We start from the raw sequence: 26,219 nt of genomic DNA, 5'->3' as shown, positions 1-26,219 counted from the left end.
ACTTTCTTAATCAAATGATGAAACAAATGGTTCAGAAATAGACACACCATATTCTTTGGCTTTTAATAATACGCTAAAACCACTTTCTAAATATGTCTTAAAGCAAGTTACCTTCCTGATTTATCTTAAGGTTCTTTTTTCTAACCCCATTACCAATTTGAATTTTATATACTTTTCTAACGTCATTACCCTGTGTATAAAAAACATTATACACACTACCCAATACATACCAACCTGGATATTGATTAAAAATAGTATTTCTAACAGGTATAGGAAAAATTACGTTTGTAAATCGACCGTAAGACTCCAAAATTTTTCCTTGACCATCATAAATGGCTGAAATTTTTCCATTTGATTTCCTAAAATTAACACGATACGTTTTTCCGCTACCTTTGAAAATTGATGATTTTGATAAATTAAACAGTGCTACTGTATTTTGTAAATTAAGTACTGTTGGTGAAACTGTACCAACCTGCATTTTATTCAGGTAGGTTGAATTTAAAGTAGAAGAAATAACGTTCTCCAATTTTATTTTTTGTTCTAAACTACTAAAGTCACCTTGTGGATATATTGCCACGGTGAAACTTAAAATAAATGTGTAAATAAAATACTTTTTCATGATGTTATACTTTTAAGGATTTATAATACAGCAAAGATTCCTCAAAACATTAGATAGTAAATAACACCACTGTTGCAGTTATTTTAAAGTTTATTTAGAAGTGTAATAAACATAATTTAAAGACTTTAAATTATGTTGTATTTACCTTTAAAAGGTTGTATTTACGGATGGTAACAAAAGTCGGCAGGTGGTATCGAAAAAATAATTTATTCGCTTTAATCCAACCGCAAAAAACCCATCAGATAAGAATAATAATTAATTGTAATGGCCCAAGTTCATTTTATCGAGAATGTTCAAAAATCGAGGTTCGGAGCGAAGATTTATAAAACTGGGATCATATTTTATTTCATATAAATAACTGCATCGCCTTTCTAATGCAACTTCAAGATACTCAAAAGCTCTTTCATTATTACCAAAGTAAGCGTGCGCTTGCGCATCCGCATATAAGACAAATTCGTTGAAATTCGAAACCTGCCCATATCGTTTAATGTTATTTTCAGTATAATAAGAATATACCCCTTTCAATCCGTTAATATCATAGGCTAACTCCAGCGAATCAATAGTTGTGTTATTTAAATTATAATAGGTTACTAGTTCATTAATAGCTTTATTTTTATTTCCCAGCGCGTCGTAGACATGAAAATTAATCCAATACGAATACATATTCTGCTCGTTTATTTCCTTCAATTTGGATGTTTCCTCAAAGGTCTTTTCATATTTATCGTCATTCAAATAATATTGAGCACTTTTTAGAACACCCACATACGATAATGGATCTAGTTGTAGCGCCTTTTCTATAAAATTTCGAGCTTTTTCAGGCTCACCCTTTACACTATATAAAAATTGTGAATAATGGATGTATGCGTCTGAATTATTTGGATTTAATCGTATGGCATGCTGGAATTCCTTCTGTGCTTTTTCCCAGTTCCATTCGTACATACAAGCCAAGGTGCCCAAAGCTACATGAGCCTCAGAAATGGTACTATCTAGCGCTAATGCTCTTAACGCTAATTTCTCGACAAGTTCTACAGAATTATCTTTATACAAATTTTCACCGGAGAATAAATAAACCGTTGCTAATGCTGCATGTGCTAATGCAAACTCCGGATCTTTTTCAATTGCTTCTCTTAAGTACTGAACACTCTTTTCTCCTTTTCCATGTAAGTGATTCTTCATATTAAAAAAATGCTTCCCTTTTTGATAAAGGTTGTATGCCTCGATGTCGGTTGTAGGTATCTTTTCAATTTGGCTTATTTGAGCTGGAGAAAGAACCACCTCTAATTCTGTGGCAATTTGTTTAGATATTTCTGATTGAATATTAAAAATATCTATTAGATCTCTGTCATAAGTATCTGACCATAAAAGTTCATCTTTTTTAGCATCAATTAATGAAACAATGACCCGAACTTTATCTTCGTATTCTTGAACACTAGCCACCAATAAATGTGAAACATTAAGTTCTGTTGCAATTTGCGGACTAGTTTTCGTTGTTTCTCTATATTGAGCCGTACTAGTTTCTGAAATTAATTTTAGTCCAGTAATTTTGTTTAAATGACTTTGTATGGATTGTGCCACACCTTCTGCAAAATACTCACTTTCTTTATTATCACTTAAGTTCTTAAATGGCAAAACAGCAATAGATGATTTACTTACCTCGTTGACCAAATTTTCAACGTGATGATTAGTCTTTGATACTGCATTTATCAAAAAATAACCTATAAAAATCAAGGCAATAGAAGCTAGTATAATCAAAACTTTTTTATTGTTAGCCAACTTGCCAATATCCGATATATTTTTACTTGCTTCCGCCCTGCCGTCTACAACATATGATGTATTAGCAGCTCTATATTTAACTTCACCAGGCGGATAACCATAATAATCTTTAAAACAAGTATTAAAATAGGTTGGACTACTAAATCCTACCCTATAAGCGATTTCAGATACATTTGCTATTTTCTCCTGCAGCATCTCCATTGCTTTTTGAAGTCTATACTCACGGATAAATTGGCTGCAAGATTTGTCTATTAAAGAATTAAGCTTTCTATGTAATTGGGATCTGCTTATTCCTATTTCAGCAGCTAATTCCTTTACACCAAATTGCTCATTTTCTAAATTACGTTCAAGAATATCATTTAATTGGTTGATTAATGATTCGTCCATAGAAATGTTCTTTTCTTTTTTCATAATTTTTTGAAAGCTTAAAACAATTTCGAGGTTTTACTATTAGAAAATATTTTTATTCTAAGCCATATTAGCAAGCTTAGCAAACTCTGTTGGTAAAATTTTGTATCGCTTTCTGAAAACTCTTGTAAAGTAAGTAGGGCTATTAAAACCAAATTCATATGCAATTTCAGCAACAGTCTTATTGTTATTCTTTAAAGTTCTTAATGACCGGCGCAAACGCATTTCTCGAATCAGTTGATTGGGAGCCATTTCAGTTAGTGCTTTTATTTTTCTATAGGATTGAGTTTTACTAAGACCCAATTCAAAACTGAGTTGCACACTAGTAAAATCTGCATTTTGAATTTGTTCATTAAAAATGTTCCATAATTTAGCATAAAAGGCTAAGTCAGTACTAGTTAATTTACGCACATTTGTACCAATCGATTCTTGTTGTTTAGCTATTTTTCCTGCTAATTCTAATGTAACACTATCTATATGTATGGTTCTTGTTGTACCTAAATCATTAATTGAAACTAGGGCTCTTTTAGCTTCTTCAAACAATTCGTTGCCTTTTTCATCTACCGGTTTACCAGTTACAAGAGCTAAATTATATTCGAGTTTATCCTTAAAAGTATCGAGGCACTCACGAATGGCTTTTACTGCTGCAATAGATTGACTAGGATTTACAAAAGAGACCAAAATACCCGCTTCAGGTAGCGCAATTCTTTTACCCTCATATGTTTCAATAAAACTATAAAGTTTATCTAGTACATGTACTTGAATATCCTCAAAAAAAACAGGGCAAATCATAATTATACTCCGATAGCCCGTATCTATTTCTCCCGTTAATGTAAGGGCCATATCATTTTCATCTTTAGCACCTTCACCTAAAAACACTTTGAAATCAATTTCGCTGGAAAGTTCGATGACATTACAGGCACCAATACCGTGAGCTGCCAAATGAACATTTTCACAGGCCTTTTTATTGGGAGCATCTAATAAGCAAAAAACCTTTTTCTCCGAAAGGTTTAAAAAATACTTGAGACTGGTAACACCAAACTTACTCTGAACCGCAATATCTTTATGGTGCCCTTTCATCGCAGCAATTTCATCAAAAGCCTCATCTTCTACTACGTGTATGTCCATAAATAGTGGCATGTACTAAAAATACATAATTTCCTATCAAATGGCGTTTAATCTAGCGAAGGAAGTTGGAAGCACTTCATACCGATTTCTAAAGACTCTTGTAAAATAAGTAGGACTATTGAAACCGAGTTCATATGCAATTTCAGCCACTGTTTGCTGATTACTTTTTAGTGCTTTCAGTGATTTTCGCAACCTAAGTTCTCGGATTAATGTATTTGGAGACATACCTGTGAGAGACTTTATTTTTCTATAGGTCTGCGCCTTGCTCAAGTTTAAAAGCTGACCTAGGTTATCACTTTTAAAATCGGCATTATTCAATTCGCTGTTTAGAATTTTAGACAGTTTTTCGCAAAACAATAAATCGGAGGTGTTTACTATTTTTACATTTGCATGATTTACTTTCGGAGTATTAGATTCTTTTTGTGATAGTGCTTCGGTAATAGCATCCATATAGACTACTTTACTTAAACCAATCCAACATAAAGTGCGTACTCTTTTTTTCGTTTCTTCAAAAAGATCTACTCCTTTTTCATCAACTGGATTTCCACTAACCAAAGCCAACCGATATTCAAAATTATCGGGAATAGTCTGTAGCAATTTGGCAATGGCCATAGCAGCAATAATGGCATCAGAAGCTAATAAAAATGAAGCCATTGTTTCATCATTATTTGGTTGACGCACTATTTTTCCATGAAATTTATCTATTAAACGCCTAGCTTCTTTTACGTAATGGAGGTAATTCCCTGAAAAATCTGAGGTACTAATCAACATAATAGTTCTAAACCCCGTATCGATATCACCATCTGCCGTATATGCCAAATCCTCCTTTTGCGTGCTGCCACGCGACATGAAAATATTGTATTCATCATCAGAAACTTCAATAATATTACAAGCAGTCATCCCGTGCGATTCCGAATGTGTTTTATGACAAGCTTCTTTATTTGGGCCTTCCATTAAACAGAAAACCATTTTGTCTTTTTCGTTTACCCAATACTTTCGTTGTATTACTCCAAAACGTTCTTGAATGGCTAAATCATGTAAATGTGCTTGAATTACATCTTCAACTGTAAAATTATCGGATTCAACTTTGTGTATGTCCATATAAAGCGGCATATCTCAAAAAAATTTAGATGGTTATTTTGCTAAAAATCTGATTATCATAAATATACAAAAACAAAAATTAGTGCAATGGAACGTTTTATTCTAAAAATAGTACAAATGATTCTTTAAAAGCATATGAGACAATTTGGGAATTAGCCCAACAAATTCTATAACACTTTTGGATTTTTCATAATTCCTTAGATGAAAATAACGTAAGCGATTATCCAGTAAATTACGATTAGCACTTTTTTTCATAATGCTTTATTTATAATATTATGATTAATTTCCAATGACATTACTGCTTATACAATCTACCCCATTGGGCACAATATCTATATCAACAGCACCTCCATTATCAACATCTAAATCACAGATACATTGACTGATAGCCGTGAGATCAGAATTGCCCGTTAAGCGTAAATCCTTTAGATTAGTCTCCGTGGAACAGTTAAGAATATTAGAATTGTTATTTGAAGGTATAAACGGTACATGATTGAACTTGCTCAGCTTATTATTACTAACGTCTAAGCCTGTTAAATTCACCAGTTGTTTAATTTCTGTTGGCAAAGAAGTTAGCTGGTTACTACTCAAACCTAGATTTTCCAAATTGGTTAACTGCCCTATTTCTATGGGCAGGCTACTTAGTTTGTTGCCGAACACAAAAAGAGTCTTCAAACTACTCAACTGCCCAATTTCAGCCGGAAGATTACTCAAGAAGTTAACGTTTAAATTAAGAGTCTCCAGATTATTTAACTGACCAATCTCTTTAGGAAGGTCGCTTAGATTGATTTGAGCATGTAACATCTTCAGATTTCTCAATTGCCCTATTTCTTTCGGTAAGGTTTCGATCTGCATATTACTAATGAGCAGTCGTTTTAGGCTAAATAATTGCCCAATTTCTGGCGGTATTGTTGTTAATTTTCTGTTGTTTATTTCTAATTCAATTACAAAACCATTTTCATCTATGGTAATCTCTGGCCAATCGCTTAAATTGTCTGATTCGTTCCAATTTAACGTGTTGTCAGGATTGAGCTCTGAGATAAGCAATAGGATTTCTTTCTGACTAAGGAGCACGTCTACAGTTACCAGATAGGTTCGGCTTGTGCCATCTTCGGCTGTGACTGTATAGTTAATAGGCGAACTGAAGTCTTGTGGACCTTTAGGCTCGTATATCGCGTTTTCCGGAATTTCCAATTCGGGTTCCAAGGCGGTTATTTCTGTTCCATTTGGCATTTCCATGGCAATAGCTTTACCCTCCTCATCAATTTCGCCTGGAATATCAACAGTAACTCCACTATTCACAATCCCTGTAAATCGAAAACTGGTTAACTGTTTATCACTACTTAATACCAGTTCTGGTTCTGGCTCGGGCTCAGGCTCAGGTTCCAAATTCTCCTGTTGAACTGGTGCTGGGGTTGGAGTTGTTTCATCTTTGCTACAACTGGCAACACCAATTATAAGAAGCAGCAGCATAATGATGCTCGCTTTTATATTTGCCTTCAAAACTGCCTGTATCGATTTCATAATTTAAGTTTTAAATTATTATGATACAATGATATCAAGCTCAGGAATAAAGGGTAATCACTATTTTTTCAAAATCTAGTACTAATTATGAATCGCGAAGTAAATACAAGCACTATTTTTGCATAACATGCAATATATAATTTTTAAACAATTGATTGTTAGCTATTTATTCTGTTTTGCTGGAGAATATCCAAATTCTTCTTTATAGGCACGACCAAACCAAGAAGGATCTTTAAAACCGGTTTCATATGCGATTTCAGAAATGTTTTTATTAGTGGTTTTAATGAGTTCCTTGGCTTTTTGTAAACGTATGGATCGAATAAAAATAGCCGTAGACTTATCGGTTATTGATTTTAACTTTCTATACACCTGAGACTCGCTTAAATGCATTTCTTTTGCCAATTGTGTTGGGCCGAAATTAGCATTGTCAATATTTTCATGTATTCGCTGTATAATTTGTTGTAAAAATTTAGTTTTTGGATTTTCGACTTTCGCTTGTAACAATGATATTAACCCATTCTTCTCCAGCTTATTAATTAGCTTTTTTCTATTTAAAATAAGCTGATTTAAGCGTGTAAATAGTTCTTTCTCATCAAAAGGCTTAGCGAGATATGCATCAGCACCATATGAAAGCCCAGTCAACCGATCTTCAGTAGTTACTTTAGCAGTTAAAATAATTATAGGAATATGATCTGTTCGTTCATCCGCCTTTAAAGTTGCGCAGACCTCAAAACCATCTTTTCCAGGCATCATTACATCAGAAATAATTATATCAGGAATATGTTCAAATGCTGCATCTATTCCTAAAACTCCATCTTTTGCATGTAGCATTCGATACGCCCCTCTCAAACATGTTTTAATATAATGCGCTACATCCAAATTATCTTCAATAATTAGAACCAACGGAGCTTCTTTGTTACTTTCAATATGTAATTTATCATTCTCTAAGGTAATTTCAGGTTGAATTAGAAACTTTGCTCCATTTACTTTCGGGTCTTCAACAGCATGCGCATCTTTAGTTATAGGCAATTGTATTGTAAATGTGCTTCCTTCACCAAACTTACTTTCAACCCCAATTGAACCATTCATAAGCTCAACAAATTCTTTGACTAGAGAAAGGCCTATTCCTGTACCCTCTTGATCACGAGAAGTAGTATTATTAACTTGATAAAAACGATTAAATAGATGTTCTTTTTCCCTTTCAGCTAACCCAAGACCATTATCTTTCACTTTAATAACAAAAACGTCATTTCCTTTTAACTTAGCTTTGTTTAGATGAACTATAATTTTACCCCCTGCATTTGTAAATTTTATAGCATTTGAAAGTAGGTTAGAAATAATTGAAGAAAGCATATGTGTGTCAACATCCATCTGTAAACCGTCAATTTCAGAATACACAGTAAGATTAATTTTTTTTGTCTCCGCCAAGGAATGAAAACTCTCACTTACATATTTAACAAACGGAACCACATTAATTTGTACGATTGTCATAGTCATTGAACCACTTTCTACTTTTGCTAAGTCCAATAATTCATTAACCAAATGCAAAACATTTTTACCATTACGATATATCATTTCTAATGATTGGTCCATATTATTATATGATGTCTTGGCATAGTTTTCTTTAATAGAATCTACCATTCCAAGAATAACCGTTAGCGGCGTACGAAATTCGTGAGTAATGTTGGCGAACATTTTTGCTTTATGAGCATTAAGTTCTTCCAATTGATCTCTTTCAACAGCTTTTTTATATTGAATTTTATCTAAGTACGAAAAAACAGTAATAAACAGAATGCTTTCTAGGGTGACTATTGGCATCATAATAAAGGTGTTGTCAAACAAAATCACAAAAAAGTTCCCAATTATCAACATCAGGCTACCAATTAATATCAGCATTGTGTGTAATAATCGTTTAGCATACATCATATAAGAAATTAAAATCCCATTAATTGCAATCAGTGTAAATATCTGAATATCGATAAGTATTTCATGATATTTATAGAAAGGAAAAAACACTATGAGAGTGAAGTAAATTACATAAAAGACAATCTGTCCATTTAAAAATGCTAAATAATAAGGCAATAACTTTGGGTAGTTTTTACGAACGTTTACAAAATAAAAGGTAAATAATGCATGAAAAAATATGCCAAAAATTGCTCCCAATTGGTTCAAGTAGAAATAAAGGTGAGGATGCCAATCGGCCAGTATTTCTTGAAAAATAAAGATGCGATGAATTGTATTTATACCTAAGAAAAAAAGATATGCCGCATATAGCAAATAATATAAACTTTGAGTTAAAAAATACCGAATAATTGCAAAAAGAAACACTGAAAATATTATCCCAAAAAGAGTATAAAACCAAAAATCGTATACTTTTTGAGAACGATCTCTATTTTTATTAGTTGTAGAAAGTAAAAACGGCTCCGCTTTATGTAAACTAACCTTAACAGGAGCATAGAGCGCATTAAGTCCAAAAATAGACATGGGCCTATTTAGCAGATAGAAAGGACGCTCTAGATCTAGTTCTTTAGTTTCAAGAAAAACCCTGCTAAGATCATTAAGTGAAACACTATTCACTTTAGGAATAGTACGGCCCAATTTATATAAAGCATACACACCGTTCTTTATAGGAACATATAATTGTAATTCATCTGCAGTACCAAATTGAAGTTCAAAATATTTATCAATTGACGGCAACTGTGTGTTATTTAAATAGAAACGTGACCAATAATGGTATCCCATTCGTTCGATTGGTACTTCCGTTTTATTAAAACTGATTTTCTGAATTTCAGAAAAAGATAAGTATGGCGCTGAGTCAATATTCTGGGCATATTTAGGAGAAATTTCTAAATATGTTGGTGAAGTTTCTTCTCTAGTGTTTTGTTCGGCCGCTACAACATCTTCATTGACATTCTTATTTAAATGCTGCCCGAACCACAAACCTATTACAATAAGTATAACCACCAAACCCAATGTATAGGCAGACCGTCTTAAAAGACCATTGGAACGCAAACGTAGATATTCTAATTTTGGCAAGTTTTAATTTACTTAGATTTTGACTAAAACTTATAATATACAATATCTATTTTTTCCAAAGCCTATGCGCGCAAATTTGTGTCTATAGTATTGTAAAGTGTATACATTGCTTAAATTTCATTGATTAAAATCAATCCGGCTTTAAGTATGAATTTAGGGTAGACTTTGTACACAATTTTAAAGTATTTATACACCATGTATGAATTTTAATGAAGCAGTATAGCAACAGATACTTTAAGAATTGACTTGAATTATTTGTATTAACCCCTATTTTGTTTAAGATTTCTTTAATAGCGCATAATAGATTTTGTTACTAAAAAATTATATTTAGAATAAACCTGGTTGTATACCGCCCTTTACCCTACCTAAGTGTTTATAGGCCAATTCAGTCACCTCTCTACCTCTAGGGGTTCGCATTATAAAACCTTGTTGTATAAGAAAAGGCTCGTATACTTCTTCAATAGTTTCTGAACTTTCAGAAACTGCCGTTGCTAATGTTGATATACCTACAGGGCCTCCTTTAAATTTATCGATAATGGTTGTGAGAATTTTATTGTCCATCTCATCCAATCCGTAGGCATCCACATTTAAAGCCTTTAAACTGTACTTCGAAATTTCCATATCAATTTCGCCATTACCCTTTATTTGCGCAAAATCACGAACACGTCGTAAGAGGGCATTACAAATTCGAGGTGTTCCTCTACTACGACCCGCAATTTCAATAGCGGCATCATTTGATATTGGCACATTCAAAATTTCTGAACTTCGCTGTACTATTGTAGATAGTAATTCAGTATCATAATATTGAAGTCGGCTTTGAATTCCGAATCTAGCACGCATAGGCGCTGTTAGCAAGCCTGATCTGGTTGTTGCACCTATTAATGTAAACGGATTCAAATTAATCTGTACAGAGCGTGCATTTGGCCCTGTTTCAATCATGATATCAATTTTATAGTCTTCCATAGCAGAATACAGATATTCTTCAACTATCGGACTCAATCTATGGATCTCATCAATAAAAAGTACATCTCTGTCATCAAGATTGGTTAATAACCCTGCTAAGTCCCCAGGTTTATCTAATACTGGCCCTGAAGTAACTTTTATACCAACCCCCAATTCATTTGCTAAAATATGTGCAAGTGTAGTTTTGCCCAAACCCGGAGGGCCATGAAATAATGTATGATCTAGGGCTTCACTTCGCTGATTTGCTGCCTCAACAAAAACTTTGAGATTTTCAAGTACTTGTTCTTGACCTGTAAAATCATCAAATGAAATAGGCCGTAAAGCTCTTTCAACATCAAGTTCAGCTTGCGAAAAATTATCGCCTGAAGGATCTAAGTTCTCGTTCATAGTTTCAAAGATATATAAACGACTTGAAACTACTTTCATTCATGCATTCGCATATGTATGATTTCAACATAAATTCGTAATTTCATTCTATGCAAAAAACTCACTACACTGCTGGCATACTTCAGTACATTCCCGTTTTCTACGTTATTTGGTCTGACAATTTAGTCACCGCTTCTGAACTTAATGTTGTTCAAAAAGCGCTTTCAGAAGATAAAAGCCTCTCAAAAGACGAAAAGAAACAACTTGAATCTTGGTTGAATCCTAAAAATCCTCCTTCAGATAATGAGTTAAAAAATTGGAATCATATTGTTTCTAATTCTGATGTAAAATTAGTGGAGAGTGAAACTTACCCTTTGGCTGCCTTTAGTCAAAAGGTGGTTTGCACGTATCATGAAGTTTGTCCGTTCAATGATAGCCTAAAGGATATTGAAGTTAATTTGGGAATTCAACCAAATCACTATAATCATCTTTTTGATGTAGAGGTTATTCAAAAAAGCACTTCAGATTTTTATGACGCTAGCGAAATCGATATTATTTTGAAAGGCAAGCACGCCAAAGTAGTTGATGGTTTTAGGGCTGATTTAAAGGATCCTATTTTTAAGTGGGATGTGCATCGTAATAAAGAAGAATTTAGAGAAGTTGTTTTAAATCAAGTTAAAACTTTAGCTTCTAAAGGTTATGGTGCAATGGCGTATCCAAAAGAATATGGTGGTAAAAATGACATGGAAGGTTACGCCTATATGTTCGAAAATATGATGTATGTAGACGGAAGTCTAACAATAAAATTTGGAGTTCAAGTCGGATTATTTGGTGGTAGTATTCAAAAATTAGGAACTAAAAAGCATCATGATTTATACTTATCAGATGCGGGTTCTTCAAAACTACTAGGTTGCTTTGCCATGACAGAAACAGGTCACGGTTCTAATGTACGGGGAATTAAAACTACTGCAACGTATGACAAAAATACAGATAGTATAATTATTCATACCCCGGGAAAAAATGATAACAAAGAATATATTGGCAATGCACTTCATTCTAAAATGGCTTCTGTTTTTGCCCAACTAATTGTAGACGGTAAAAATGAAGGTGTACATGCTATACTAGTACCACTACGTGATGAAAACCATAATGAACTTCCCGGAATTACAGTAGAAGATAACGGATATAAATTAGGTTTGAACGGTGTTGATAATGGTAAAATCTGGTTCAATCAAGTTTCTGTACCCCGAGAAAATCTTTTAAATAAATATGGCAACATTAAACCTGATGGTAGTTATCATTCTGATATAAAGAACCCGAATAAAAGATTCTTCACTATGCTAGGCACTTTAGTAGGTGGACGAATTTGTGTGGCTAGAGCAGGTCTTGGCGGTGCAAAAATGGCGTTGGCTGTTGCTGTTAAGCATGCCCTTAAAAGAAGACAATTTAATGACAGTATAAAAGTTCAGGAAGATTTATTAATGGATTACCCATCACACCAGTTACGATTGACTCCATTAATTGCAAGTGCTTATGTTTATCATTTTAGTTTAGATAAGATGATGTCTATTTACTGTGATGAATCACAGCCCGACAAAAGAAAAGTAGAGACACAAGTTGCCGGACTCAAATCTATCATTACTTGGTATGCAAATGAGACAATTCAAGAATGTAGAGAAGCTTGTGGAGGAAAAGGATACCTTATTGAAAACAGAATAGCTGACCTAAAAGGCGATGTTGATATTTTTACAACCTTTGAAGGTGACAATACTGTTCTTTTACAATTGGCTGCAAAAGGAGTACTCTCTGATTTCAAATCTGAATTCAATAGTGCCGGATTCACTTCAGTGCTCAAAATACTGGGCATTCAGATTAGCGATAAATTGACAACTATAAACCCTGTGTACGCTAATAAAGTTGATAAGGATCATTTATATAATCCTAAATTTCATAAGCATGCCTTCAATTATAGAACACGAAGATTGACTTATACTTTGGCAATGCGTATTCGAGGTTATATTAAAAAAGGAGTTCCTTCTTATCAAGCTTTTATGAAGGTGCAAACGCATATTCTTGCCTTAGGTAAAGCCTATAGTTGTGAATTGGCCTATAATACCTATTGCGAATATGTCGAGAACATTGATGATGCTAAAAACAAAGCACTTTTTATAAAGTTAGGCACCTTGTTTGCATTGCAAGAAATACGTACTGATGCTGAATGGTTTTTAGAACAGGGTTATCTTGGGGGCACTAAATCAAAAGCAATTCGACAAAGAGTTGAAAGATTGTGCACAGAACTACGACCACATATCGGTGTACTTGTTGATGGCTTTGGTATTCCTGAACATTGTATGAGCGCCCCAATAGCTCAATAATTGTTTTTTGGAAAGATGTATTTAAGCATCAATTTAAGTAATCCAGTAGATCCTAGTTACATTTAAGAACTAATTTTCTTTATGCAATTGAGATTTATCTAAAAATTTAATAATAGATACACTTGAACTACCATATAGGTGTGTTTTCGCCGTTCCACGCGAAGACAATTCAAATTCAGAAAGTGCATTTACATCAGCATTAGAAGAACCTTCTATATCTAATTTCACCTCAGAAGCTTCAAGTCGTGACCCTTTAAAATTAGCACTATCAAATAAGTTGATATTCAATATATCTGAAGAGCCTTCCATTCTAACAGATGCATTTTTACGCATCTCTATGGAGTTTGTTTCTGAAACTGAATAAATTCTAGCATCAACACGCTCTTTCAAATTAATACTAACCGAATCTGCTTCTATATTTAAATCAGCAGAACTGTTTCCTTCCATATTAATATCAACTATGGCAGCACTCGCTAACAGTTCTAACTTAGAAGAATTATATGTACTAATTTGCAATTCATCTTGCACTGTAATTTTGTCTTTTACAACAAGCTTACCTTCTTGTAATGTGATACCATCTAAATCACGAAAACGAATAATTATATCGAATTTCTTTTTAGAGGTCACTTTATAAAAACAACTTATTTCTAAGGTATTACCTGTTACTTTAAACTTAAGAATATCTATTAGATTATCATCAGCCTCTATAAAATACCCAGGTTCATCAGATTGTTGTAGGGTAATATCTAAATCATCTTTTAATTCAATTGAACTAAAATCGGGTAGTACATCTTCAACTACTACCACATTTTTATTGCCTTTTATTTTCGGTTTTCTTTGAGAAAATCCTTGAAAACAAAATACTAGGGAAACTATTATTATTAGATTTTTCATCTTAGTGTCTTGATAATTTTATCTGCTTTACATTTCTGAAAGCTTGTTTAAAGATATTATAAAAACTGTTAGTATAACTATCTACGAAAATTATGCCATAAAAAAACCCTGAGTCTGTACAAGACTCAGGGTTCAAATATAAACTGTTATAAATTAATGATGCAACTGTTCTTCACCCTCTTTCATTGGTACCGTCTGAGGTACAAAATCTTGTCCAGGAATAATATACTCACCATTGTCATCTACTTTACTATAATCATAAGACCAACGATAAACGTGAGGTATTTCACCCTCCCAGTTACCATGAATATGCTTTACTTCTGTGGTCCACTCTAAAGTAGTAGCCTGCCAAGGATTCTTAGGGCCCACTTTTCCGTAGAAAATACTTCTTACAAAATTGAATGCAAATATAAGTTGTGCCCCTGCAGTAATTAAAGCAAATACTGTCATCAATACTTGTACATCTGTTAATTCATCAAACATCGGAAAAGCTGTATTCTCATAATATCTACGAGGAACACCTGCCATACCAACAAAATGCATTGGGAAGAAGATACCATAAGAACCTACTGCCGTTATCCAAAAATGGACATAACCCAAGTTCTTGTTCATCATCTTACCTTCAAACATTTTTGGGAACCAGTGGTATACACCTGCAAATAAACCATACAATGCCGATATACCCATTACCAAGTGAAAGTGAGCAACTACGAAATAGGTATCATGAACATTTATATCAAGTGTACTATCTCCTAAAATGATTCCGGTAAGTCCACCCGTAATAAAGGTTGATACCATACCGATAGAAAAAAGCATGCCCGTATTCAATTGTAAGTTACCTTTCCATAGCGTAGTTATCCAGTTAAAGGATTTTACAGCTGATGGAATTGCAATTAATAATGTTGTAAACGTAAATACTGATCCTAAAAATGGATTCATACCTGACAAGAACATATGGTGTCCCCAAACAATTGTAGACAAGAATGCAATTGCTAGAATAGATGCAATCATCGCGCGATAACCAAAAATTGGTTTACGAGCATTTACAGCCATTACTTCTGATACCATACCCATTGCTGGTAATATTACAATATATACCTCAGGATGCCCTAAGAACCAGAATAAGTGCTCATACAATACTGGTGACCCACCTTGATAGTGTAAGACTTCACCTTGAATAAAAATATCTGATAAAAAGAATGATGTTCCGAAACTTCTATCCATCAACAATAATAAACCTGCTGATAATAAAACTGGGAATGATATTATACCAATTATAGCTGTTACTAAAAACGCCCAAATTGTTAATGGTAACCTTGTCATTGACATACCTTTTGTACGCAAATTCAAAACAGTTACAACATAATTTAAAGACCCAAGTAATGACGAAGCAATAAATACTGTCATTGAAACTAACCATAAGGTCATACCCAAACCTGAACCAGATTGCGCCATTGGCAATGCACTTAATGGAGGATAGACTGTCCATCCTGCAGAAGCTGGCCCTGATTCAATAAACAATGAGCTTACCATAATAACACTTGACAAAAAGAAAAGCCAATAAGAAATCATGTTCAAAAAGCCCGAAGCCATATCTCGTGCTCCAATTTGTAGTGGAATTAATAGATTACTAAAGGTACCACTCAAACCTGCCGTTAAAACAAAGAATACCATTATAGTACCATGTATGGTTACTAATGCTAGATACACATCTGCATCCATAACACCACCTGGAGCCCATTTACCCAATACCGCTTCAAAAACACCAAAAGACTCACCTGGCCATGCCAATTGCATTCTGAACAAAAGTGACATACTAATGCCAATAAAGCCCATTATAAGGCCAGTAATCAAATACTGCTTAGAGATCATCTTATGATCTTGACTAAATATGTATTTGGTTATAAAGGTCTGTTTATGGTGATGATGCCCGTGATCATCTCCATGTTCGTCCTCGTGTCCGTGTCCTAATTCTGACATAATCAGTTATTTATAAAATTTTGTGTGTTTATCTTTTATTCTGTAGCTGCCATACTTTGACCAAAAGTCTTCTGTTCAGCAATCCACTTATTGAAATCTTCTTCAGACTCAACAATAATTTTCATTTGCATGTTGTAATGTGATTTTCCACAAATCTTATTACAAATCAAAAGAAAATCATATTCCCATGGGTCAGAATTTGGCTCACCATTCGCTGCCTTTTCTGCTCTAATTTTATTAGCTCTTTTTACTTTCTCCACCACATCTGGATCTCTTCTCATTTCTTCTGTGGTAGTAATTGGCGTAAATGAAAACTCAGTAATCATACCTGGAACACAATTCATTTGTGCTCTAAAATGAGGCATATAAGCTGAATGCAAAACATCTTGTGAACGCATCTTGAAGTTAACTTTACGACCAACTGGTAAATGTAATTCTTTAACTATAACATCATCACTAGCATACGTGTCACTTTCATCTAAACCTAAGATATTAGCTTTATCAATATCTATCATACGTACATTAGCATCACCCAACACATTATCTTCACCTCCGTAACGTGCTGTCCAATTAAACTGTTGCGCATAAAGCTCAACTATAAGTGGATTATCTTCATCATTTACATCTGTAATAACTGTCCAAGTATAAAGTCCCCAAAGAATTAATCCTGCCAAAACGATAGTTGGAATAATTGTCCAGATCATTTCTAGCTTATCATTATCTGCAAAGTATAATGCCTTTTTACCTTTTTCGCCTCTATATTTAAATGCAAAATAGTGTAGCAATGCTTGAGTAATTGTTTGTACAATAAAGATTAGCACAAACGAAATCAACATTAACAAATCATACTCAGCACCATGCGCAGAAGCTGCTTCTGGTAAAAGAACCTTAGTATACTTCCAGAAACTAAATATTGTTATGCCATAAATGAATATCAAAAAGGCAAACATCAAATAACCATTGTATTTGTTGTCTAAATCTGAAGCAACTTGGCCCCTATCTGTCTTGGTTTGTGATAGCTCGAATATTTTGGCCATTTGCCAAACAGCAATAGCTACTAAAACCAAAACAATTAAAATCAAAAATGTATTCATCGTATGACTTAATTATACTTTAAAAACTAATAATGAAAATGTCTACTTTCTTCAATAAACGGATTACGTTTAGGTTGTAATGGAGCAGTTGTAAGTGCTCGGAATACCCAAAATATAAACAATCCACCAAAGAATAATATACCTCCTATTTCTGGAATTCCAATACCCCAATGTGTACCAACTGTTGCAGGCATAATGGCATTAAAAATATCCATGTAATGACCCGCCAAAATAACAATACCTGTTAAACATACAAACCAATTCATTCGTTTGAAATCGCTATTCATAAGCAATAGAACTGGAAACAAGAAGTTCATAGCAACCATTCCGAAAAATGGTAATCTATAATTTTCAATTCTTGTTACATAGTATGTTACTTCTTCAGGAATATTCGCATACCAAATCAACATGAATTGTGAGAACCATAAGTACGTCCAGAAAATACTAATACCAAACATGAATTTTGCTAAATCATGAATGTGACTATTATTTACATCTGGTAAGTACCCTTTAGATTTAAGATAAACTGTAACCATTGCAATAGTAGTGATGCCTGAAACAAACATACTAGCAAAAATATACCAGCCAAATAATGTACTGAACCAGTGTGGATCAACGCTCATAATCCAATCCCAAGACATCATTGATTCTGAAACTAAATAGAAAACTAAAAAGCCTGCAGACCATCTGAAATTCAATTTAAAGTTTGAATTATCATCCGATTCATCTTGACGTAATGACAGTTTTCTAGAATACTCACGATAAAATATCCAACCACCTAAAAAGATAGCTGCTCTTAGTAAAAAGAAATATGGATTTAAAAAACCTGCCTTTCCTTGTAATAATTCATCATGCGCAACAACTTCTGGATCCATCCAAACAAATAGGTGATTCATATGAGCAACTGACATCGCCAATATTACAAATACAATTATTCCACCGGGCACAATATATGAGGTTATACCTTCCATCACTCGAAATAGTAATGGTGACCAACCTGCTTGTGCTGCACGTTGTATTGCATAAAAAGCTAATGCACCTAATGCAATCATAAAGAAAAAGAATGCTGCTACATATAAAGCTGACCATGGTCTATTCTTCAATTGTGCTAATGTGTGTTCATCATGAGCCGAATCGTGATGAGCTGCCTCCCCATGACCTTCTGTTGCATGAGCTGCATCTTCACCATGTGACGCACCATGACCATCATCATGACTTGCAACAATAGCTTTAGCTTCTTCTACTGTACTTGGCGCAGAAAGAAAACCTGTTATTATGAACAAGGCCCCAACAGCCATCATAATAAAGGAACCTATTTTTAATCGATTTGAAAATGTGTACATATCTTGTATGCTAATGTATTATTTTGTTAAATCTTGTTTCAGTTTCACAACGTACTCTGAAACCTGCCACATTTCTTTTGTATTCATTTGAGCGGCATATGAACCCATTGAGTTCAACCCATAATGAATTGTATGATAACTTGTACCTACCGTAATATTTCTTGCTGCATCAACATAACTAGGTACCCCTAATATCTTTTCTCGTTTAACCAAGTTACCTTGACCATCACCTTTGTTACCATGGCATACTGCACAATAAATGGCATATAACATAGCACCTTCAGCTAAATTTTCATCCTTATTCAATGAATCTAAAGGACTACTCATTAACCTAGCGGCTTCTTTACCTTCAATGGTATTTTCATTACTATACGGTAACCAGCCTCTAGGAATTGTATTAGCTGGCGGCACCATTGCCTCCTGCCCGTTTGGTAATATACCTGCCTCACCATAAGCTTCATAACCTACAGGAACATACATATTTGGAAAATATTGATAGTTAGGTGCGTTGTCACTCTTACAAGAAGACACGAACCAAATCAATGCAAATACGATTACTATTTTGCTAAAACTGTTCATATTAATGAAGGTTTTTCTCGGTCATATTGATTTCTACAGCACCTGTATCAAGCAATAAATCTTTTAACTCTTTTTCATTACCATGTACTTCAATTTCCATTACGAAATGGTCATCAGTAGTACGTGGATCTGGATTCTCTGCTTCTTTAAAAGGCCACAATCTACTTCTCATGTAGAAAGTAATTACCATAAGGTGAGCAGCAAAGAAAACCGTTAATTCAAACATGATTGGCACAAATGCTGGCATGTTTTCTATATAACTAAAACTTGGTTTACCACCAATATCTTGAGGCCAATCAACAATCATAATATTGTTCATCATCCAAATTGCAACACACAACCCCAAACATCCATACATAAAAGATGTTATAGCAATTCTTGTTGGAGCTAAGCCCATTGCTTTGTCTAGACCATGAACTGGAAACGGACAATAGACTTCTTCAATATGATGTTTAGCGGCTTTCACTTTTTTGACAGCGAGCATTAACACATCGTCATCATCATAATATGCCTGAATAACTTTAGATGCCATATCTATTTATTGTTATTTAAAATTCTTGCTTGGCCAGCCCAATCATCACGCTGTGCCCTTCCAGGGAATGATTCAGTAATAGAATCTAATAGATTATACTCTTTCTCTGTCATTCTACCAACTTGTGCAAATGTGTATATGCCAATTTGGTTTAGTGTCTTTTCCATTTGCGGACCAATACCTTTAACTTTTTTCAAGTCATCAGCAGTTTCTTTAGTAGCATCAAATGTTCCAATAGAACTTAATAAGTCTGAAATACCAGTCTTATCATCCTTAGCAGGAACCACTTCACCCATTAAGACATCATCGGTAATTACCTCCTCTAACTTTGTCTCAATTACTTTTCCACCTTTTTTAATTTGATACAATGGTTGACCAGCATCTCGTAATTTTTTATATCGATCACCTGAAGATTTCAAAATTGATTTTACTTCAGCTTGTGCAATTACTGGGAACGTTCTAGCGTATAATAAGAATAGTACAAAGAAGAATCCAATTGTTCCGATAAATATACCAATATCAACAAAGGTTGGCGAGAACATCGTCCATGAAGATGGAAGGTAATCTCTATGTAACGATGTCACAATAATTACAAAACGCTCAAACCACATTCCGATATTTACCACTATAGAAATAAAGAATGAGAACATGATACTTGTTCGCAATTTCTTGAACCACATAAACTGTGGCGAGAAAACATTGCAAGTCATCATTGACCAATATGCCCACCAGTAAGGACCAGTTGCTCTATTCAAGAACGCATATTGCTCATATTCTACACCTGAATACCAAGCCATAAATAATTCTGTAATATATGCACAACCAACAATAGATCCAGTTAGCATTATTACAATGTTCATCAACTCAATATGTTGTACTGTGATATAATCTTCTAGACTACAAACCTTACGCATGATAATCAACAAGGTGTTTACCATTGCAAAGCCAGAGAAAATTGCACCAGCAACAAAGTAAGGAGGGAATATTGTTGTATGCCAACCTGGTATAACCGAAGTAGCAAAGTCAAAAGATACAATTGTATGAACCGAAAGTACAAGCGGTGTTGCTAAACCTGCTAACACTAAAGACACTTCTTCAAATCGTTGCCAGTCTTTTGCACGACCTGTCCATCCAAAACTTAATAGACCGTATATTTTCTTCTGAAATGGTTTAACAGCTCTATCACGTATCATTGCAAAATCTGGAAGTAAACCTGTCCACCAGAATACTAATGAAACTGATAAATATGTAGAGATTGCAAATACATCCCAAAGTAACGGCGAGTTAAAGTTTACCCACAATGAACCAAATTGATTTGGAATAGGTAATACCCAATACCCTAACCATGGTCGACCCATGTGAATTACTGGAAACAATCCTGCTTGAATTACTGAGAAGATTGTCATTGCTTCTGCTGAACGGTTAATCGCCATTCTCCACTTCTGTCTAAACAAAAGCAATACTGCAGAAATTAAGGTTCCGGCGTGACCGATACCTACCCACCAAACAAAGTTAGTAATATCCCAAGCCCAACCAACGGTCTTGTTCAAACCCCAGGTACCTATACCAGTTGAAACTGTATATACAATACATCCTACTCCCCATAGAAACGCTGCCAATGCAATGGAAAAAACTATCCACCAATGCTTGTTGGCTTTACCTTCTACCGGCCTTGATATATCTACAGATACATCATGGTAGCCCTTGTCTCCAAGAACTAGCGGTTTACGTATTGGTGCTTCGTAATGCGACGCCATAATTTATTTTATTATTACTATGCTTATTCTCTAATTATGCTTCGTTTGTATTTCTCACTTTTACGTGATAAAATACATTTGGTTTTGTACCAACACTTTCAAGCAAGTGATACATACGATCACTTTCTTTAAGTTTTGCTATTTCACTATCATGATCATTGATATCACCAAACTTCATAGCCCCACTACTACAAGCGGCTGAACATGCTGTTTGGAATTCTCCGTCTTTTATAACACGACCATCTCTTTTAGCATCTAGAATAGTTTTCTGTGTCATTTGAATACACATAGAACATTTTTCCATAACACCTCTTGAACGAACATTAACATCTGGATTAATAACCATTTTACCCAAATCATTGTTCATATGATAATCAAACTCATCATTGTTATTATACAAGAACCAGTTGAATCTACGTACTTTATACGGACAGTTGTTTGCACAATATCTTGTACCCACACATCTGTTATATGCCATATGATTCTGACCTTGACGACTGTGTGATGTTGCCGCTACAGGACAAACAGTTTCACAAGGTGCATGGTTACAATGCTGACACATTACTGGCTGAAAAGCCACTTGAGGATTTAAGGTTGGTTCTTCTAATTCACCAAAACCACTTAATGAACCTTTATCACCTGAAAGACCATCAAACTCTTCTTTCTTGATATTGTCTTCTTCAAAAGTAGCTTCAGATGAATAATATCTATCAATACGCAACCAGTGCATATCTCTTGATTTTCTAACTTCTGCTTTACCAACAACAGGAACATTGTTCTCTGCATGACAAGCAATAACACAAGCACCACATCCTGTACAAGCATTAAGATCAATTGAAAGATTGAAATGATGCCCAATTGAGCGATCAAAACTATCCCACAAATCAACACTTGTAGCTGGCACCTCATTGTGATCTAAAGACACCATAGGAACTTCGTTCCATTCAGAATGATCCTTAGTATTAAAAACCTCTAAGGTTGTTTCTTTAATTATATCTCCGCGCCCCATAAGCGTGTTATGCAACTGCACACAAGCAAACTCATGATTTCCTGCGGATTTTTCAATCGTTACGGATTGAACATTCTTAAAATCTTGATAAAGTGGATACGCATTAACACCCGTTTGCATTTCTGCTTTCAGACCAACCTTTTTTCCATATCCAAATGAAAGACCAACTGAACCAGCTGCCTGACCAGGTTGAATTATTACTGGCACATTATTTACTGATACTCCGTTTACTGTAAGCTTAGCATAACTACCATCTAATCCACCATTTGCTACATTCTCATTAATGAAGCCTAATTTGGCTGCATCAGATTTAGAAACAGTAACATAATTATCCCAAGACACTCTAGTAATCGGATCTGGAAATTCTTGCAACCATGGGTTACCAGCTTGTTGACCATCTCCCATTCCTGTTTTAGTGTACAGTTGCAATTCCATGCCAGCCATATTAGCACCAGCTAAACTTTGAATAGCAGAGGCAATAGAAACAGTAGCAACTTCATCAGCAGCATCTATATCTTCATCACCAACTTCTTTATCCTTAACACTACTTAATCCAATAACCGGATCAATATCATCTTGTGCAGTTAAACCATCAAAACTTGAAGGATTGTAAACACCATCTTGTAAGGCCTTATTCCAATCACCTCCATTAAGTACTGATGTACTCCAGGTTTCTTTTATATAATCATAATAGCTTTTATCACTACCCATCCAATTCAAAAGAGATGACTGTAATTGCTTGGTATCAAACAACTCAGTTATTGTGGGTTGCATTAAGCTATAATGTCCTTTTTTCAATTCTACATCTCCCCATGATTCTAAATAGTGATTTGAAGCCGCTGTATATTGTGTAATCTCAGTTGTTTCATTCCAACTTGTAGAAAAAGCAACAGATAAGTCAACACTTTCTACACCTTCTTTAAAATCTGCCGTATTTGGCAAACTATACATTGGGTTAACTCCATCGATAATTAAAGCACCAACACTACCTGATTTCATTGAAGCTATCAGAGCATTTAAAGCTTTACTATTACCTTGACGATTATATCTTGGCGCCTTTGCATCAAAAGCCTTACTACCTAACATTTCATTAATAGCAAGAACAACAGTCTGCACATTAATATCATCTATTCCAGAAACAACAACTGATCCACTCATATCCTTACGGATTAATGCAGCAGTATCATCTATAGCTTTTTGAACATTTTCCGGCAACTCACCACCTGCTGATGTACCATTTAATTTAGCATATAACTTAGCTAAAGCAATCATTTGTTGCGACGGAGTTAATGGAACACGTTTATCAGCATTCGCACCTGCTAAAGACATATTAGCTTCAAACTGAATATGCTTTGACATTTTACCATTCTTAGGCACACGACCTTTTGCATAACCCGAATCATAACCACCACCTTGCCAATCGCCTAAGATATCAGCACCGAAAGAAACGATTACATTCGCTTTTTCAAAATCATAGTCAGCCATTGCTCGCTCACCATATCTCGACTCAAAAGCAGTTAGAGCAGCATCTTCAGAAACAGCATCATAAGTAACATGATTTACATTTCCGAAAGCTTCTTTAAATTCTTCAACTAATCTATTGGTAGATGGACTAGCATAAGTTTGCGTCAATAAAGCTATTTGCTTTCCTGAACTTTTTAAGGTTCCCAATTTTGCTTTAACAGCAGCATCTAAAGCTGACCACTCAATGGGCTCACCATTAGCTATTGGACCTTGTAATCTCTTACTATCATATAAAGACAAAACAGATGCCTGTACTCTAGCATTACCAGAGCCAGCAACCTTCGCCTCGTTATTATTCTCAATTTTGATTGGCCTACCCTCTCTAGTCTTAACTAAAATACTAGCAAAATCAAATCCATCAGCAATTGTAGTTGCATAGTAATTAGCAACACCAGGAATTATATTCTCTGGTTGAACTACATAAGGAATTGATTTTATTACCGGACCCTCACAAGCAGCTAAAGATGCTGCAGCAGTACTGAAACCAACATACTTTAGAAAATCTCGTCTATTGGTTGAAGTTTCAGACAAAGTCTCCTTATCGCCCAAAAACTCATCAACAGGTATTTCTTGAACAAACTCGTTTTGTCTTAGCGTCTCAACAATGGAATCGTTCGGATTTAATTCCGCTTCGTTTTTCCAATATTTTTTGTTTGATGCCATACGTATATCTGTAATTAGCTACTTAATTCTTGTTTAATAATGACATTTTCCACACTCTAAACCACCCATTTGAGCAGCCGTCAACTTCTCTACTCCGTACTTCTTAGAAAGCTCTTCATGAATCTTAGCGTAATATTCATTGCCTTCAACTTTAATATTCGTCTCTCTATGGCAATTTATACACCAACCCATTGTTAGCGGTGAAAACTGTTCTACAATTTCCATTTCTTCTACTGGTCCGTGACAAGTCTGACACTCTACACCAGCAACCGTTACGTGCTGTGAATGATTGAAATATGCAAAATCAGGCAAATTATGTACACGAACCCATTTTACCGGCTCGCTTTCACCTGTATATTTTTGATTTTCTTCATCCCAACCAACTGCCTTATATAACTTTTTAATTTCGCCAGTATAGAATTCATTAGTATAACCATTCGCTAAGTCATCTTGGCTTGGCCCTTCAGGATTTCCTTTGTATTCATAAATTGATTTATGACAATTCATACAAACATTTAATGAAGGAATACCAGAAGTTTTAGAAACTCTAGCTGAAGAGTGACAATATTTACACTCAATTTTATTATCACCTGCGTGCACTTTATGAGAAAAATGAATTGGTTGTACCGGAGCGTATCCCTGATCAACTCCAACTTGCATCATATAACCATATGCAAAATAAGCACCCGACAGCAACAATAGAATAACACAAACTAGCACTAAAAATTGATTCTTAACAAAAGCCTTCCAAATAGGTAAGCGCTTTTCTTTCTCTTCAACCAACTCTACACCATTTGCTGAAGCAATTTTTTGCAAAGTTTTATTAACCAAAACAAGCATGATAACTAAAAGACCAAAAACCAAGGCCAATGCACCAAGTATCACTTCATTAGAAATACCACCAGAATCACTTTGAGAAACCGCTTGCCCTCCTGCAGCTGCAGCAGTAGCGACTGGCGCAGCAGGCTTAGCCGCAGTATACGCCAATATATTATCAATATCTTCATTGCTTAGCGTTGGAAAAGCTGTCATTGCTGCATTATTATATTCAGCATACACCTTATTAGCATAAGAATCACCAGAAGCAATCTTACCTGCGCTATTTTTAATCCAACTATACAACCATTCTTTATCTAAACCTTCATCATCAGCTAAACGTGTTTCTACATTTGCTAAAGCAGGACCTGTCATTTTTCTATCTAAAGCATGACAAGCTGCACAATTTTGATTGAACAATTGCTTCCCCTTAACAGCATCTCCATCTACAGCCGCCTCTTCTTGGGCGAAAAGCGATAGCGAAAAAAGTAAGAAAAATACTATACTTACACTAAAAACTCTAGAAAACTGATCTCGGTATTGAACCTTTTTCATATTGGTAATGTTGCTTTCGGAATCTTGGCATGATATTTTATTATAAACGTAATCAACGTTTTTTTATTTAACATCTACCCTTAATTTGATGGCAAAAGTACGACTTAGTCTTTATTTGGAAAATGTTAAGTTATTTATAATTTATAATTTATAATAATTCTAAATAATATTATTTTACAT

General features: G+C 34.6%; 17 protein-coding genes. 1 reads left to right on the top strand and 16 read right to left on the bottom strand.

The annotated features are described in order from the left end of the window. Nucleotides 1-97 precede the first annotated feature (97 nt). The 7 genes from JQC67_RS07515 to ruvB form a co-directional block, all read right to left on the bottom strand. Entirely contained in the window at nucleotides 98-619 is a 522-nt protein-coding gene (locus JQC67_RS07515; protein ID WP_203252210.1) for a hypothetical protein, read from the bottom strand. 255 nt (nucleotides 620-874) lie between these two features. Then, nucleotides 875-2,803, bottom strand: a complete 1,929-nt coding sequence (locus JQC67_RS07510; RefSeq protein ID WP_203252209.1) for a helix-turn-helix domain-containing protein — start codon at nucleotides 2,801-2,803, stop codon at nucleotides 875-877. A 57-nt stretch (nucleotides 2,804-2,860) separates the two neighbouring features. Further along, nucleotides 2,861-3,928, bottom strand: a complete 1,068-nt coding sequence (locus tag JQC67_RS07505; protein ID WP_203252208.1) for a nickel-binding protein — start codon at nucleotides 3,926-3,928, stop codon at nucleotides 2,861-2,863. Nucleotides 3,929-3,964: 36 nt separating this feature from the next. After that, the gene (locus JQC67_RS07500) at nucleotides 3,965-5,029 is read right to left on the bottom strand and encodes a nickel-binding protein (RefSeq protein WP_203252207.1); all 1,065 of its coding nucleotides are present in this window, start codon (nucleotides 5,027-5,029) and stop codon (nucleotides 3,965-3,967) included. A 279-nt stretch (nucleotides 5,030-5,308) separates the two neighbouring features. Next, a complete protein-coding gene (locus JQC67_RS07495; RefSeq protein WP_203252206.1) occupies nucleotides 5,309-6,553 on the bottom strand; it encodes a leucine-rich repeat domain-containing protein in 1,245 nt (414 codons plus the stop codon). Between the two features lie 162 nt (nucleotides 6,554-6,715). Next, nucleotides 6,716-9,589: an ATP-binding protein gene (locus tag JQC67_RS07490; RefSeq protein ID WP_203252205.1), complete on the bottom strand. Its 2,874-nt coding sequence runs from the start codon at nucleotides 9,587-9,589 to the stop codon at nucleotides 6,716-6,718. A gap of 327 nt (nucleotides 9,590-9,916) precedes the next feature. Then, a complete protein-coding gene (gene ruvB / locus JQC67_RS07485) occupies nucleotides 9,917-10,939 on the bottom strand; it encodes a Holliday junction branch migration DNA helicase RuvB (protein WP_203252204.1) in 1,023 nt (340 codons plus the stop codon). An 89-nt stretch (nucleotides 10,940-11,028) separates the two neighbouring features. Between ruvB and JQC67_RS07480 the strand changes: the two genes are divergently transcribed. Beyond that, a complete protein-coding gene (locus JQC67_RS07480) occupies nucleotides 11,029-13,293 on the top strand; it encodes an acyl-CoA dehydrogenase family protein (protein ID WP_203252203.1) in 2,265 nt (754 codons plus the stop codon). Between the two features lie 69 nt (nucleotides 13,294-13,362). On the opposite strand, the gene JQC67_RS07475 is transcribed toward JQC67_RS07480, so the two are convergent. From JQC67_RS07475 to JQC67_RS07435, 9 genes are all read right to left on the bottom strand, one after another. Then, entirely contained in the window at nucleotides 13,363-14,187 is an 825-nt protein-coding gene (locus tag JQC67_RS07475) for a GIN domain-containing protein (RefSeq protein ID WP_203252202.1), read from the bottom strand. 153 nt (nucleotides 14,188-14,340) lie between these two features. Further along, nucleotides 14,341-16,167, bottom strand: coding sequence for a cytochrome c oxidase subunit I (locus JQC67_RS07470; protein WP_203252201.1), 1,827 nt, complete (start codon nucleotides 16,165-16,167; stop codon nucleotides 14,341-14,343). Between the two features lie 35 nt (nucleotides 16,168-16,202). Then, nucleotides 16,203-17,261: a cytochrome c oxidase subunit II gene (locus tag JQC67_RS07465; protein ID WP_203252200.1), complete on the bottom strand. Its 1,059-nt coding sequence runs from the start codon at nucleotides 17,259-17,261 to the stop codon at nucleotides 16,203-16,205. Between the two features lie 26 nt (nucleotides 17,262-17,287). Further along, nucleotides 17,288-18,604 carry a quinol:cytochrome C oxidoreductase gene (locus JQC67_RS07460; protein ID WP_203252199.1) on the bottom strand — a complete coding sequence of 439 codons (1,317 nt, stop codon included), beginning with the start codon at nucleotides 18,602-18,604 and terminating at the stop codon, nucleotides 17,288-17,290. A gap of 18 nt (nucleotides 18,605-18,622) precedes the next feature. Continuing rightward, complete coding sequence (locus JQC67_RS07455; RefSeq protein ID WP_203252198.1) at nucleotides 18,623-19,183, bottom strand: c-type cytochrome; 561 nt, start codon at nucleotides 19,181-19,183, stop codon at nucleotides 18,623-18,625. A 1-nt stretch (nucleotide 19,184) separates the two neighbouring features. Then, a complete protein-coding gene (locus JQC67_RS07450; protein ID WP_203252197.1) occupies nucleotides 19,185-19,715 on the bottom strand; it encodes a DUF3341 domain-containing protein in 531 nt (176 codons plus the stop codon). Between the two features lie 2 nt (nucleotides 19,716-19,717). After that, complete coding sequence (gene nrfD / locus JQC67_RS07445; protein ID WP_203252196.1) at nucleotides 19,718-21,472, bottom strand: NrfD/PsrC family molybdoenzyme membrane anchor subunit; 1,755 nt, start codon at nucleotides 21,470-21,472, stop codon at nucleotides 19,718-19,720. 34 nt (nucleotides 21,473-21,506) lie between these two features. Beyond that, entirely contained in the window at nucleotides 21,507-24,668 is a 3,162-nt protein-coding gene (locus tag JQC67_RS07440; RefSeq protein ID WP_203252195.1) for a TAT-variant-translocated molybdopterin oxidoreductase, read from the bottom strand. Nucleotides 24,669-24,701: 33 nt separating this feature from the next. Then, complete coding sequence (locus tag JQC67_RS07435) at nucleotides 24,702-26,039, bottom strand: cytochrome c3 family protein (RefSeq protein WP_203252194.1); 1,338 nt, start codon at nucleotides 26,037-26,039, stop codon at nucleotides 24,702-24,704. Nucleotides 26,040-26,219 lie beyond the last annotated feature (180 nt).

The sequence above is a fragment of the Aurantibacter crassamenti genome, from assembly GCF_016811105.1.
Taxonomy (GTDB): domain Bacteria; phylum Bacteroidota; class Bacteroidia; order Flavobacteriales; family Flavobacteriaceae; genus Aurantibacter_A; species Aurantibacter_A crassamenti.
This window is presented reverse-complemented; position numbering and strand designations above follow the sequence as displayed.